The organism is Nocardia sp. NPDC001965 (assembly GCF_053594175.1).
Map to the genome: position 1 here is coordinate 556,146 of NZ_JBSFDZ010000002.1, position 12,966 is coordinate 569,111.

Annotated in this window: 7 protein-coding genes; 2 read left to right on the forward strand and 5 right to left on the reverse strand. The window is 67.8% G+C overall.

The features are described from left to right. Position 1: 1 nt before the first annotated feature. From ACWCPQ_RS06485 to ACWCPQ_RS06495, 3 genes are read right to left on the reverse strand one after another with little or no spacing between them, the layout of a single operon-like run. On the reverse strand, positions 2–2,203 hold the full coding sequence (locus ACWCPQ_RS06485) for a hypothetical protein (RefSeq protein WP_449895482.1): 2,202 nt from the start codon (positions 2,201–2,203) through the stop codon (positions 2–4). 14 nt (positions 2,204–2,217) lie between these two features. Further along, positions 2,218–6,429 carry a DUF6603 domain-containing protein gene (locus ACWCPQ_RS06490; RefSeq protein WP_449895484.1) on the reverse strand — a complete coding sequence of 1,404 codons (4,212 nt, stop codon included), beginning with the start codon at positions 6,427–6,429 and terminating at the stop codon, positions 2,218–2,220. A gap of 12 nt (positions 6,430–6,441) precedes the next feature. Next, positions 6,442–7,587, reverse strand: a complete 1,146-nt coding sequence (locus ACWCPQ_RS06495) for a ComEC/Rec2 family competence protein (protein ID WP_449895486.1) — start codon at positions 7,585–7,587, stop codon at positions 6,442–6,444. A gap of 727 nt (positions 7,588–8,314) precedes the next feature. Here ACWCPQ_RS06495 and ACWCPQ_RS06500 point away from each other — a divergent pair. Then, positions 8,315–9,235, forward strand: a complete 921-nt coding sequence (locus ACWCPQ_RS06500) for an SDR family NAD(P)-dependent oxidoreductase (protein WP_449895488.1) — start codon at positions 8,315–8,317, stop codon at positions 9,233–9,235. A 511-nt stretch (positions 9,236–9,746) separates the two neighbouring features. Here ACWCPQ_RS06500 and ACWCPQ_RS06505 read toward each other — a convergent pair. Further along, positions 9,747–10,142 (reverse strand): ArsR/SmtB family transcription factor, encoded by a 396-nt coding sequence (locus ACWCPQ_RS06505; RefSeq protein WP_449895489.1) that lies wholly within the window; start codon positions 10,140–10,142, stop codon positions 9,747–9,749. A 47-nt stretch (positions 10,143–10,189) separates the two neighbouring features. Between ACWCPQ_RS06505 and ACWCPQ_RS06510 the strand changes: the two genes are divergently transcribed. Next, positions 10,190–11,563: an MFS transporter gene (locus ACWCPQ_RS06510; protein ID WP_449895491.1), complete on the forward strand. Its 1,374-nt coding sequence runs from the start codon at positions 10,190–10,192 to the stop codon at positions 11,561–11,563. Positions 11,564–11,771: 208 nt separating this feature from the next. Here the strand turns inward: ACWCPQ_RS06510 and ACWCPQ_RS06515 are convergent, their stop codons facing one another. Then, a complete protein-coding gene (locus ACWCPQ_RS06515) occupies positions 11,772–12,278 on the reverse strand; it encodes a hypothetical protein (RefSeq protein WP_449895493.1) in 507 nt (168 codons plus the stop codon). Positions 12,279–12,966 lie beyond the last annotated feature (688 nt).

Sequence of the window (12,966 nt, forward strand, 5' to 3'; positions counted from 1 at the left end):
GTCAATCGGCTCCTTCGGTGGTGGGCAGCAAGAGTTGCAGCAGCGGGGCATTGACCATCTGCAGCGCGAATTGCCCGATCCTCAGCGGCTTTCCATCCAGCTGATCGGCGAGTTCGGTGTTGAGAGCGGGAATCAAGCCGCCGTCACCGAGCAGATGTAGGACCCCGGGAACCTCGGTGCCGGAGCGCAGGAAATCGAGGACGGTGCCCTCGGCGGGGAACCACCGGCCCTCGATCGAGGCCCCGAGCGGGATCTCCTGGCCGGCTTTCAACTGCCGCACATTGATCTGGTCCCCGCGATCGATACCGAAGTGGATGCCTTGGGCGGGTTCACGCAGTTCCACCCGATCGGGCACACCGTCCCACAGCACCAGCAGCACGTCGGGGGCGGGCAGATCGCGCCGCAGCTCCGCCAGCGGCGCACCCTGCGCGGCGGCGATGATCTCCATCTCCGGCCAGGCCGAGACCAGGGTGGACCGGATCAGCATGCCCGCGGGCGCACCCACACCGCCGCGATGCGCCGCCGTGGCGGCCCGCAGCGTTTCGTCCAGCCACTGATCGAGCGAGGTGTTGATGCCGAGACTGCACGCACCGTCGACCAGAGCGGCGGTCCATGCCGGATCTGTGCGGAACAGCCGCAACGATTCCGGTGGCAGCATCCGCGCATCCGGCACCAGATAGCCGAACGGCACCCCTTTCAGCAGTTCCAGCTGATCCAGCCAGCCCGGCATGGTGCCGGTGCGCTCATCGGCGGTACCGCGCAGGGCGGTGGCGCGGGCGGATTCGACCAGGGCCGCGCGTAATTCGACGTCACCCGGCCGCGCGGCGGGTGCGGAACGTATGGCGGCGCGTTCTGCCGCGTCGAGCCGGACCCGGGGGCCGGCCAGCGCCGCCGCGACTGCCGACCAGGATTGCGCCAGGGTCTCGAGCCAGTCCGCGTTCGGGCCGGTCGCGGTATCGCGGGTGCGGGCCGGATCGGCCGCCATCGACATGAGCTGCTTGGCGTGGCGGGACAATTCGCGACGGGCCTGGTTCAGGTCGGCGGTGTAGGAGGGGTCGGCGAGCGCGATGGTACGTCCCAGCGTCCAGGCGGCAGCATAGGAGACGTCGAACAGGCCCCGCCTCGGCTCGTATATCAGCGCGTGATCGGCGGTGGTGAACCGGCCCTGCGGGCGCGGCACCACCGGGGCGGTCACCGGCGTGCACGGGCCCCGGTACCAGGCGAATCCCAGTTCCCCGGACATGACCCGATGCGGGACCGGCGCATAGCCGAGGGCCAGCCGTTCAGTGATGTGATCGTCCGGGGCGTCCGCCGGACACGCCAATTTCAGGGTCAGGTTCTCCGGTTCGGTATTTCCGGGGGCCACCAGCCCGGCAAGGATGTGCTCGGCGTCGAACCCCGCGGCGGGATCGTTGACGAACACCCAGGAATGCAGCACCGCCAGCCGCAGCGCCGTCGCATCGGGCTCGATGCCGCCGTGGATCCGATCGTCGTGCCCCTCGAGCGATACCAGATGCACCGCGTGCGAACCCGGCAGCGTGGGCAGCCGATTCGCGGTCAGCACCCCGAAGTTCCCCTCGGTGAGCTCCTCACCGTCGGACAGCGCGCCTCGTCGGCGTACCGCGCGCACATGTGCCAGGTACTGCAATTCGTCCTCGGTCGGCGCGAGCGCGCGGAACACCGACACCGGTACGTCGATGGTGTGGCAGGTGCTGTCCGGGGTTTCCGGCGGCAACTGATCCAGCGCGATATCGGGCCCGTACACGCCCGGATGTGGAGTGCCGACGGCCTCGCGCACCGGGCGTGCGACGGTAGCTCCGAGGGCGGCCGGATCATCGGGCAGTTCCGCCTCGGCGAAGACCATCAGCGCCAGCCACGGGGCCCGGTAAGCCACATCGCGGGAAAACTTCGGTTCCCGCTCCCAGGGCAGGATCGAGCGGTCCAGGGTGATGTGCGGCAGCACCCGCCGGTAGTCGCCCGCGCTGCCCGCCGCCGGGTAGCGCGCATGCACCGACGCCTCCGACAGTACGAATTGCACAGCGCGGATCTCGAATTCGTGGATCGCGACGGGCAGCGGTTCGTCGCTGTCTATGGCATCGCCCGCACTGTCGCGCAGCACCTGCTGCGCGGCGACCTCGTAGCGGCCCGCGGTGGCACGTGGCAGCAGATTGTCGTGGAAGTCGATGATCAGATCTGTGGACACGGTCGGCTCCTGGGTCACGCGGTGACGGTCATCGGCGGATCGGTGAGCAGGTCGGCGGCGCGCGCGGCATAACGCTCGCGTGAGCCGTTGGCACCGGGAGCCAGGCCCAGGGCACACAGCGCCGCGTATACCTCATCGCGGCGGGTCGCGGTGTCGGGGTCGGCGATAGTGCTCGTGATCGTGGGGATACTGTCGGGCGCGGCCGCCGGGACGGGGCCCGAGGTCCCGGAAACGTCCGGCAGCACTCCGTCGTCGAGCTGCTCCACGCTCAACGCTGCCCCGGTGACACCGCCGGTACCGATGCCGAGCACCGGTGCGCCGACCGAAAATCGCACTCCGGCGAGCCGATCGGGCAGCATCGACTCATCGAGCGCCTGGTCGGGATTGTGCAGGGGCGCACCCCACAGCGCCGTTGCCGCCGCCGCCCGCACCGTGGTCAGCTGCCAGCCGTTGCCCTCGATATCGTAGTAGTCCTCACTCTGATTGCGGCGGATCGTGACCCGGTGCTCGCTGATCACCCCCTCGAGCCGCATGGGCCGGATGTGCACCGGCTCGGTGGTCGACGCGGTCTGGATATCGTTGACGAACAGATGGGTGGCGGGCACCACGGCCTCGCTGACGAAGACGAATCCGTCCGCCGAAACCAGCGTCGGCGCCGCGCGCTCGGCCCGGGCGGCCAGTTCGGCCGGGTCCACGTCCACCATGAGCCCGGCGAGCGGGGCGATGGTCAGTGGTTCGGGCAGCTGGCCGCGGAATTCGGTCCACGGGATTCCCGGCGGCGACTGCCTGCCCGAGCCGATATCGAATCCGAAGGAGATGAACCAGACCTTCACCTCGACCCGGCCGCCGAACGGCGGGGTCCAGATCGCCAGGTCGATACCGACTTCGATGGAGACCCGGACCTTGACGAAGGCGATCTTCACGGTGGCCGCGACGCCGATCCGGACGCCCAGGCGCAGGTCCACATAGAACGGTTTCCATTGGATCAGCGCGTCCAGATAGGCACTGAACCAGGCCGACAACAGGCCCGCGTCATAGGTGGCGTCGAGCCGCCCGCCCACCATGAACGCACTGGGGGTGGTGGCGGTGTAGCCCTGGGCGCGGATCATGAGCCGATCGTCGGGCGCCCAGCTGAACCCGACCCGCTCCGGATGCGGATAGTGTCGCGGCTCTCGGAAGGACGGGTGATAGCCGCCGAGCGAGTACACGAAGTCGCCCTGGTGTGGGCCGCCGGTCCACAGGTAGATCGACAGACCGCCGTGCAACTGCACACCCGGATCGAAAATGAACGAGCCCGGTGCGATCGCCGCATCCAGCGACAGCAGGCCCAGCGCACTGCGGTAGGCCAGCCGCAGGTCGATGCCCAGATAGGCGTGGATGCGCGCGCCCGGAGCGGCGTTGCGCGGCAGCGTGATCGCGGTGCGGGCCAGCAGCATCACCGTCAGGCTCTGACCGAACTCCACCAGCGCCAGCGCCTGCGCATCGATGAATCGGAACGAGGTGAACCGCACCCCGACCGCACCCCAGTACTGGCCGGACCTGGCGCGTACCCAGCCACCGGAACCCATCAGGGTCTCCAGCATCTCCTGGGGCGACGGGGCCGGCTCGGCCGAGCTCAACCGGCCCAGCAGTGGAAATTGCGGCAGCTCCGACATTTCCGGGACCCGGACCGAACTGTTGACGCCGAATCCGGCCGACAGCCCGCTCACCGAGAAGGCGGGCGGACCGAACAGTGCCACCCCGGCCGGTCCTGCGGCCTCACCGAAGACGAAGATCGACGCCCAGCCCTCGGTGCTGCGGGCGTAGGCGCCGACCGCTTGCAGGGCGAAGAAGCTCGATTCGGCGGTGGCCATGCCGACGACCAGGGTGCTGAAGGCCGGATCGAGCCGCCGCTCCAGCGATCCGGAGATCATCAGCGGCGGGCGCCGCACCAGCAGCCCGGCACCGGCCAGTTGCGGGGTGACGGTGAAATCGGGAGTGATGATCAGGCCCAGGCCGCGCAGCACCAGTTCCGCCGGGCCGACGGTGAGGGTGACGTCCAGGGCGATCAGCGCGCCACCGTCGGCATAGCCGAGGGTGAGACGGTTGAAGCGAACCGGGCCGAAGACGAGGTCCAGTTCCCGGCGCGGCTCCTGTGGAGCGACCGTCGAAGCCACTGCGGCACCGGAATTTCCGGCGCCGACCGGTAGCACCACCGGATCCACGGCGGCACCGTCGACGACCAGGTCCACCCAGACGGTCAGACCCGTCCCGTGCCCGGCGGTGAGCAGGACCGGCAGGTCCAGCGAGTTGTCCGGGTCCGCGCGGCGGGCCAGCGCGGCGGCCTTGGCGATGTCGGCGGGCAGCCATTCCTGCTTCACATGTGCGAACTGGACTGCACGGAATTCGACATCCATACCGGCCGGGATCGCCTCGCCGACCATCGGCAGGCCACTGGCCTTCACCGCGATGTAGCCGCGCGCGGTGACGGCGGTGAGCGCGGGTTGCCCGGTGCCACGGGTCAGGGAGTACAGCGCCCAGCCGGTCAGCTCGGTGCGGGCGGCGAGCATCTGGCTCTTGTCCACCGAGTTGTAGACCAGGGTGAGGCCGTACAGCGTCGGCAGCAGCGCCGCCGGCAGACTCGACAGATCGATGCCGACCACCTCGGCGATATCGGCGGCCGACAGCCCGTCGCTGTCCTCCCAGCTCGCGACCAGCCAGCTGGATTCGTCCAAGGTGACCACGAATTCCATGAGCCGCGGAACCTCGGTATCCGAGGGCAGTTCCAGCCGCAGGGCCGCGGACAGATTCTTGTCGTAGCCGGTGCCGGGGGCGGGCGCCGGGGTCAGCGCGATTCCCAGATCGAGGGTGGCGGCGGCATCGCCGAGCGGCAGCTCGAGGCTCGCGGTGAGATCGAACCGCTTCGTGCCGGTGTCGTATTGAACCGTCAGCTCGGCCATGGCCAGCCCCGACACCGAATCCGGCAGGCCCGGCACCCCGAAAGTGGACAGCACGTCCTCGAGGGTCAGAGCGGTCGCGGCGCCACCGAAGATCCAGGTGCCGCCGGTGTCTCGAACCGCCGACAGCAGCACCTCACCGGTATCACCGATCCCCAGGCCCGCCCACAACTCCGCGGTCTTGGCGGTACCCTCCGCGCGCAGCGCGATACCGAGGCCGGTGAGGGCGATACCCCCGGGCAGCTCCCAGCTCCCGGCCAGACCGAGTCGTAGTTCGTAGGACGTGGCCGGAGCGGCGGTATCGGTGGACAGGGTCAGATCGGTGATCAGCAGATCCGCGGGCAGGCCGGTGGCACCGAAATATTTCTCCGCCACCACGGCCAGCGGCAGCGGCTCGGTCAGCGAGCCGGATACCTCCCCGCCCGGAAGGGAGATCCACACAGCGACGCTGGACTCCGCGAGAGCCAGGGTGGCGCCGAGGGTGGCACGGACCAGGCCGTCGGCCGCGGCGGGACCGGCCACGCCGAAACCGACGGTGATATCGGAGAGTTCGAACAGTTCGGGGGCCAGCTGCCAGGTCCCGGCGAGCAGTACCTCGGCGTAACCGCCCACGATCTTCGGCAGGTACGGATCGAAATCCAATGCCAGACAGCTCAAGCGCGGATCACCGGCGAGATCGGAGAATTCCTGCGGGAGGGTGAACTCCGAGCCGGGAAGTCCGGGCGCGAATTCCGCGATGGCCTGCAGATCGCTCAGCCCGATCGGATCGAAAATCCCGGAGACGGAGAAGGTATCGCCGAGCGCCGGGGCCAGGCCGCTCAAATAGATTGTGGAGCCGAACTTTTCCAGCTCGACGCCGACGCCGGCGCCGACCGCGGGTGGAGTCGCCGGGTCGACATCGTTCTCCGGTATCGCTGCCAGCACCAGATGCACTCCGGCCAGGCCGTAGCCCTGTTCCAGAAACCCCAGCGAGAGTTCGAGCGCTCCGGAGTCGATCTCGAATCCGGGCACGGAGATCGCGAGTTCGAAGCCCAGAACCAGTTCGCGCCGCTCATCGGTGTCGAAACGAATCCAGGCCGGCCGCTCACCGTAGGCGGTGGTGACGACCGAGCCGGTCACCATCAGGGTGTCGGAGTCCGCACTGGCATCGGCTACGACGAGCCGCGGTTCGCCCAGATGGCCGGTGAACAGATCGGCCACCGGATCGATACCGAGTTCGGTTGCGGCGATGGTGAATTGACCGCCTTCCGCGGGAAAAAGGGCACACAGATCCGTGACATCGAGAGTCATTGACTGCTCCGATCAGGCCGATTCGATGGTGAAGGTATTGGCGCCGTCGGCATCGAGGTTCAGGTACCAGTACCAGCCTTCCGAGCTCTCCAGCTTCTTGGCGGAGTCGTATTTGTAGCTGTAGAGCGAGGTACAGATCGTGGCCTTGGTCCTGGTTGTGAAGAACTTCCGGAAATTCGGCTCGCCGCTGGTGGATTCGAAGGCGACGTAGCCGTGTTCGGGCAGTCGATCCTTCAGTACCTCCGGTGCCCAGGTGCCGATATCGCGGATCACCTGTGCGCGCGGAGTACCGGTGCCGCTGAAGGATTTACAGTCCGAGCTGATGAAGATCCCATCGGGTGCCAGACGTTTGATCCAGGTATCGGAGGAGGAGGTGGCGCTACCGTGATGGCCGAGTTTGAGCCAGGTCCGGCCGGTGCGGGCGAACGGGTCCTGCGCGCCCGGTGGGAAGACCAGGGCGATGGCCTTCTCGGTATCGATGGTGGCATCGCCCATCAGAAAGACCTTCTGACACTTCCCGCCGGCCGATTTCCCCTCCAGATACAGCACGACACTGTTGGCGTTGGGGTCCTCGGCGGGTCGCTTGGCCGCCCGCTTCCCCAGCGTCTTGGCCCGTTTCGCATCCGACGGCCCACCCGATACCGCATGAGCCGCGATGAGATACAGCTTCGCCCCGCCGTGCTCGACCAGCGGGGTGCCGAGTTTGGCCGGCATCGTCGCCCGTACCGGGGCCGTGGCAAGCGGGGGCTGCCCCGCGGTCTTGGAGATCTTCGGGGAGTTGGTCAGCAACCGGTAGACGAACCGGCTCGGCGCGGCACCGGAGTCGGTGCCGTAGTTGGCGGGCTGCCCGGTGTAGAGGATGGTGTCGATGGGGACATCGAGTTTCGCGTCCGCACTGCCGTCGCCGAGGACCTGGGCAAGCAGATTGTAGTGATCGATATCCGGATGGGTGAGGATCAAATGGTTCAGCCGCCCGCCCGACGCGGCAATGTACTCTCGCACCCGCTTCTCGACCAGCGAGCCGGTGACCGATCCGCCCTTGGTGGACCCGCAATCGATCAGCACGCTCACATCGGCACCGGGCTGAGCGGGATCCCAGAAGTGCAGCACGGTGCAGTCGCCCTGACCGACGTCGAGAAAGGCAATGTCAACTGGCATAGCAGACCCCCAAAGGGTGTGACAACTATTACAGCGCAATGGAATTCTTTGCCAGTTTAGCGGCGCGGCCGACCTGAGGACACCGAATCCGAGAGGTCGGGCAACAATCCGGCATCGGGCTGAGCCGCGGGCTCGCGGTGTTCGCGGATGCGCCCGAAACCCAGGACTCTTCTACGACTCGTACTCGACGAGCACAGCACCTTCCCGGCCCTCGAGACCGCCGCGGCGCAGCCGCGTGGCAGGTCGTGACCATCCACGCGAGGGACCCAATCGGCGAATCAGCGATAGCCGAGGCATGGAACAGGGCAATCGGCCCTGTTCGACGGCCGACTCGGCGGTCCGCGTCACAGGGCCCTCGGTAGGAGGGCGACACGGTCGACGCTCCGGCTCGTCGGGATCGACTGAGCTGCACAAGAACTAGCGGTAACTCCTGCGGAGGATCGCCACATCACAGGACTCGCCGAAATGGGCTTCGCCGAGACCGAAGCCGATCGAATCGTCTTCATGAGTGATCGAAGAATCTTCGAGGACGCGGATCCGGATCAGTTCTTCGACAACCGCGCAATCCCAGAACCCGCCGGTTCCTTCGCCGGATCCGCTGACGCCGCGACACCGGGCGCCGAGATCGCTGTTCGTCTGGTGGCGGAAGCTGTCGACGGTATGCCTCGGATCCCGGCGCCAGCGCCGTGCAAGAGCGATGCAAGTCTCGGTGGCGATAGTCGGTGACATGGAATCGGACCTCTTCGCGTCGGCCGGGAACAGAACAATCCTGGTCACCGGCGCAAGCGCGGGCATCGGGTACTTCGTCGCCGAACAGTTGGCGGGCGCCGGCGCCGCGGTCGTACTCGGCTGCCGCGACCGGGCCAGAGCCGAACTCGCCATGACTTCGATCCGTTCCCGGGTGCCCCGGGCCGCCCTCCGGCAGGTGCCACTCGACCTCGCGGATCTGTCATCACTACCGGCGGCTGCCGCCGAGTTGTCCGGCGATCGCCTCGACGGCGTCGTGCTCAACGCGGGAGTACTACTGACCGGTCCGCGGCGCCATCTCAGCCCACAGGGCCACGAGTTGATGTTCGCGACAAATCATCTCGGGCACTTCGCGCTCGTCCATCATCTGGCCCCGGTGTTGTCGGCGACGGCAGGTAGCCGGGTCGTCACCGTCGGCAGCTTCGCGGCCCGCTCCGAGCGCCTGGATCTTCCGGATCTGCAATCCGAGCGGGATTACCGGTCCAAACGCACCTATGGGCGGTCGAAACTGGCCCAGATGCTGTTCGGATTCGAACTCGACCGCCGCCTGCGCGCGGCGGGTGCCGATATCCTCAGTGTCCTCGCCCACCCGGGTGGTGCGCTGGATTCCCTGAGCCCGGCGCGGCCGCCGCTGTTCGTCCCGACCCGCGCGCAGCGCTTGTGTGGACTCCCCGCCCGAGCTCTGCTCCACGGCAAACATGCCGGTGCACGAACGATCGTTCGAGCTGTCCTCGGTTCCGACGTCTCCGGCGGACAGCTGTGGGGGCCGCGGGTGGCCGGTCTCCGTGGGCACCCGCATCCGGAATCTCCTCACGCACATATGACCGACCCCGATACCGCCGTTCGGCTCTGGCAGGCCAGCACCGCGCTCACCGGCCTCGGACCGGGTCGGTGGGATTGAGATGCCCGGCCGCGGGGCGGTCACATCCGAACACGGGAATACTGGACCGGCATCAACGGCTCGACCGTGCGCCACTGGAGCTCGGTGAACTCATGCCTATGTGTCACGACCCCACATCAGACCGGAACCGCACCTCGACGACACAGCCTTCGAGGACACTTTCCAGCGGAACCACGCTCCGACCGCCGACCGAAGGGCCCCAGCAGTGTCAGCACGCGCCGGGCTGCGCGCCGCCGTACTCCGTCCCGGCGAGCAAAGCCGACCGGACGGCTGCCGGTAGCATCTCGGCCCCGGCCATCGGCGCCCTCTACAGCTGACCACATTCCGACAGCCCCGCGGCAGCGTATCGGGGTGATCAGGACCGGTGAGACGCGAAACCACGCACCGAACCTCGCCTCGTAGAATGTTCTTCCGATCGACCGGTTATGGTGCGGCGCTGCCGAAGCGGGCTGCGAACTGCAGGTGATCTCGCCGGCGCCGACGGACGACCGCGATCGCTACTACGCCTACTTCAGCGGGAGCTTTCCCCAGCGGTGTGGCTGGTCGAGGGAACTTCGGCGTCGCGGCGGTGATGTGCGGGCACCTCCGGGCCGGCGTGCTCGACGTTGTGGACGGCGTCGGTGATCAGTTGGCGCACGTGGTCGTTGTCGAGGCTGTAGTAGACGGTGGTGCCGGATCGGCGGGTGCGGACGAGATGGGCCATGCGTAGTTTCGCGAGGTGCTGGGAGACCGAGGCGGCGGGTTTGCCGACGTATTCGGCGAGTTCGTTGACCGATAACTCGGCATCGGCCAGCGCCCAGAGCACTTGGACGCGGGTGGCGTCGGCGAGCATCCGGAAGACTTCGACCGCCAGGTTCAGTTCGTCCTCGGGAATAGGCGCCCGAACCTTCTCGTTACCTGCATTCATACGTAGATATTAAACTACGTAGGAAGTTAGATAGAAGGGCCGGATCGATGTTCACCTCATTGCTCTCCCACCGCGACTACCTCCGGCTGTTCACCGCCCAGGTGTCGGCATTGTTCGGCACCGGCCTGACCACTGTCGCGCTGGGCTTGCTGGCCTACGAACTCGCCGGCGCGGACGCGGCCGCGGTGCTCGGTACCGCGTTGACGATCAAGATGCTGGTGTATGTGACGGTTGCCCCGATCGTGGCCGCCTATGCCGACCGGTTCCCCCGCCGGCTGTTCTTGGTCGGGCTGAACGTGATCCGCGCCGCGGTGGTGCTGGCGTTGCCGTTCATCGATCAGATCTGGCAGATCTACGCGCTGATCGCGGTGCTGCAGACCGCGGCGGCCGCATTCACTCCCACCTACCAGGCGATAATCCCCGATATCCTGCCCGACGAGCGGGATTACACCAAGGCGCTGTCGGCCGCCCAGCTGGCCGCGACGATGGAGACGCTACTGAGTCCGATGGTGGCCGCGGCGGCGCTGGCGGTGATCAACTTCCACTGGCTGTTCGTGGGCACCGCGATCGGGTTCGTGCTATCGGCCGCGCTGGTGGTCATCACCCGCATCCCGGAAACCGATACCGGCCGGGCAGCGAGCAGCTTCGGGGAGCGGATCATGGTGGGGATGCGGATCTTCGCCGCGACACCGCGGCTGCGGGGCCTGCTGGGGTTGAACCTGGTGGTCGCGGCAGCGGGCTCGGTGATCATGGTCAATACCGTCAACTACGTCCGTGACACCCTGGGCGGGACGCAGTCGGGGGTGGCGGTGCTGTTGGCGGCGAACGGGTTCGGCACCATGCTCGTCGCACTGGTGTTGCCGCGGGTCCTCGACCGCCTGGATGCTCGGCCGGTGATGCTGACCGGCGCAGTCATCCTGCTCGCCGGGCTGGGGTCGGCGACGGCCCTGTCGACGGTGAGTGAGAACGGGTGGCGCTGGGGCGCTGCGATCGCGGTGTGGGCGGTCGTCGGAGTGGGCACGGCTGCGGTGCTGACGCCGACCGGTCAGGTGTTGCGGCGCTCGTCGCAGGCCGCGGATCGACCGGCGCTGTTCGCCGCCCAGTTCTCGCTGTCGCACCTGGCGTGGCTGATCACCTACCCGCTCACCGGATGGCTGAGCACCACCGCCGGGTTCACCACGGCCTGGGCGGTGCTGGCCGCGCTCGCCGTCGCCGGAATCATGGTGGCGCTGCGGATGTGGCCGCGCAACGACCCGGCGGAGCTGATCCACCTGCACGAGGTCGGCACCGCTGTTCCGGTCCGGTCGGCCGACGCCGTCCGTGTCGACGAACGCCCCTACCAGCACACGCACGCATTCGTCATCGACGCCGAGCACCCGCGACGGCCCCGGGAGGAACATTCGGCCGTACCGGCCGCGTGAGCGCGGGCTCTTCGTTCGACGGCCGGTATCCGTTGCGCTACAGGGCGCCCCGGCTCGTATCGGATCGCATCACGTGCGGGGGCGGAGACGCGCACGCCGATCGGGCGCAGGCGCGCGTGGGTGCGGTTGCCGGACGGTCTTCCACCGGGCCTCGTCGCGGGGGCGCGGAAGGTCCCGGCCCAACCGCACCCACGCGCGCGGAACCGGCTCAGGCCGCGAGCACGACTCCCGCGCCGGGGATCACCGCGGTGGACTGCGGAGGCGCCTGGTACTGCTCGCGGTTGTGCGTCGCGGTAACCAGCACGGGGCCCGCCCCGGTCACCACTGGCGCGCTGGTGGGCAGCGCCGCGGCATACTTCTGATCGCCGGGGACGTCGATGCTGTTCCAGTGCCGCAGATCGACGCTGCCCGCGGCCCCGGTGTTCAGGTTCTGCCAGTGCACGGTGATCCAGCGGTAGTTGTATTGATAGTGGTAGGGCGCCGGAACCGGCACCGAGAAGGTGATCGTCCCCGGTTGTTCGCCTGTCGTCCCCACCACCGAGATCGTCTGCAGAACTCCGCCCGGAACGGCGCCGGGGCCGATTTCCGGGCCGGTCACCACCGGTATCGGCAACGGGGTCACCGCCGGGGCCGCTACGGCCTCTCCCCCTGTGGAACCCAATGCCAACGGCGCGATCAGTGCGCCGATCATCACGGTCCTACGCGTACGAGACATACGATCCTTTCCTCGATGAACAGTTCCCTTTGTGCAGCGGATCCGCCTGGCCGGAGCTGGAGATCCGGCGCGCAGCAGAGCAACACCAACCGCCCCTGCATGCGCGGTCGACAATATCCGAGGCAGCTGCCGCCGATGCGAAAACACCCGACCGGAAATGGTTTCACATCGGACCAGTGGTACGCGACGGAAAGACTTCGTCCGTCCGGCCCCTCTGCGAGCATCGGCGGATGCACTCCTTGCCGGAAGTACCGTTCGGTCAGCTCGGAATCGTCCGCCCGGTACAGGAGCCCCACAGCGCCGTCGTAGGACATCGCTGACGTAACGGACGAGCCCAGCACGGCCACCAGCCCCCACCGGACGACGACCGCAACGAGGTACGACCGCGACGCCGGCACCATCCCAGCAACTGAGCCTATCTCAGTAGGGGTGTCCCCGGCGGGTTCTCTCGGTAGGTTCGGGCGTCGGGCCGGCGGTCGGCGAAGGTGATCGCGAACGCGTTGACCGCGGGCTTCCAGCGCATCGTCCATCGCGCCCGACCGGTACTTCCCGTGCCCGGTGGTCGACCTGGTCTTCGGTGCCCGGCCTCGGGCGCAAGCCCACAGACCACGGCCGACACACCACAAAAGCTGCAATCGCAAGGCTCGCACTCGCCGTGAACACCGCCTTGTCCGTCACGACCGCAGAC

Bases quoted from the DNA above. Each gene is read 5' to 3' on its own strand.
- ACWCPQ_RS06495 (WP_449895486.1), bottom strand. From the start codon at position 7,587: ATGCCAGTTGACATTGCCTTTCTCGACGTCGGTCAGGGCGACTGCACC.
- ACWCPQ_RS06515 (WP_449895493.1), bottom strand. From the start codon at position 12,278: ATGTCTCGTACGCGTAGGACCGTGATGATCGGCGCACTGATCGCGCCG.
- ACWCPQ_RS06500 (WP_449895488.1), top strand. From the start codon at position 8,315: ATGGAATCGGACCTCTTCGCGTCGGCCGGGAACAGAACAATCCTGGTC.
- ACWCPQ_RS06490 (WP_449895484.1), bottom strand. From the start codon at position 6,429: ATGACTCTCGATGTCACGGATCTGTGTGCCCTTTTTCCCGCGGAAGGC.
- ACWCPQ_RS06505 (WP_449895489.1), bottom strand. From the start codon at position 10,142: ATGAATGCAGGTAACGAGAAGGTTCGGGCGCCTATTCCCGAGGACGAA.
- ACWCPQ_RS06510 (WP_449895491.1), top strand. From the start codon at position 10,190: ATGTTCACCTCATTGCTCTCCCACCGCGACTACCTCCGGCTGTTCACC.